Raw genomic sequence first — 1,369 nt, 5'->3', positions numbered from 1 at the left:
GACATGGTGTGATCGCGGTGGTCGCTCTCCTTGGGCAAACGAGGCCTGATATTATCAGCCTCACCAATCAAAAGCCGTGAGGAGAACGACCATGAGCCATTATGTTGGTCTCGACGTTTCATTGAAAGAGGTCTCGGTTTGCGTTGTGGATGCGGAAGGCACGGTCTTGCATCGCGCGTCTATTCCGACCGAACCAGATACCATTGCGGAATACATTTCGCGGAGAGCCCCCGATGTGGAGCGCGTCGTGCATGAAAGCGGGATAATGGCCACTTGGCTGACGCGTGAACTTGCGCGCCGAGCTGTGCCGATCACCTGTATCGACGCGCGCATGGCGCATAAGGCTCTGTCGGCGCGCCTCAACAAGTCAGACAAGGCAGACGCGGAAGGGTTGGCACAGTTGGCGCGGACCGGCTGGTTCACCGAGGTCCACATTCGCAGTGAAGCGTCGGACCGCGTGCGAGCACTGGTTGCAGCGCGGGAGAGATTGATCCGCATGCGCAAGGATCTTGAAGCTCATATCCGGGGCGTCCTGAAGACTTTCGGCATCCGCATGGGGCCTGTCCTGCGCGCGCACTATCGACAAGGGTTCCGCGACCAGCTGGCCGAGGCTGGTTCTTGTGATCCAATGTTGGAGCTGCTGGCGCAAACGATGATCCCGATCCACAAAAAGCTTTGCGCCTCGGCGGAAATGCTGGGTGATGAATTGATACATGTCGCCAAACAGAACCCACTGGCGCGGCGCCTCATGACCGTGCCGGGTGTGGGGCCGCTGGTTGCGTTGAATTTCATTGCGACAATAGATGATGCAAGCCGGTTCCGCCGGTCGCGCGATGTCGGCGCGTTCCTGGGGCTGACACCAAGACGATATCAATCCGGTGAGATCGACAGAACAGGCCGCATCTCCAAGTGCGGGGATGCCGAGATGCGTCGATTGCTTGTTTCCGCCGCCACGTCCTTGATGACACAGGTCAGGCGGTTCTCAGCCCTCAAATCCTGGGCAATCCGGCTCAGTACGCGAAAAGGCTTCAAGAAGGCCGCTGTGGCCACCGCGCGCAAAATCGCGGTGATCCTCCACGCGATCTGGCGCGACGGGACAGATTTCAATTGGACAAAGGAGCCTGCAAGCTGACAACCAGAAAGCCCGCCCGAGGATAGGGTGGGTTTGGCGTCCTCCGGGACGGAGGCAGATCGATCTCGCGTAAAGCGGTCGAGGTGGCGCAACCAGCATCAACCTCGTGAATGACATTCCAGACGATCAGCCCCGGACGCCATCATGAAGCAGCATCACCTGACTTCGGAGAGAACCAAGACCCCGGCGGACAACAAATCCAACGCCCTTGACAATACCGCGATCAGAGAACCGCTT

At 58.9% G+C, this 1,369-nt stretch carries 1 protein-coding gene; it reads left to right on the top strand.

Annotation, left to right across the window (positions count from 1 at the left end; translation table 11 throughout):
• Nucleotides 1–91: 91 nt before the first annotated feature.
• Nucleotides 92–1,132 carry an IS110 family RNA-guided transposase gene (locus tag AC2FJF_RS24335; protein ID WP_282169972.1) on the top strand — a complete coding sequence of 347 codons (1,041 nt, stop codon included), beginning with the start codon at nucleotides 92–94 and terminating at the stop codon, nucleotides 1,130–1,132.
• Nucleotides 1,133–1,369 lie beyond the last annotated feature (237 nt).

The sequence above is a fragment of the Ruegeria sp. CDSB013 genome, from assembly GCF_059611165.1.
This window is presented reverse-complemented; position numbering and strand designations above follow the sequence as displayed.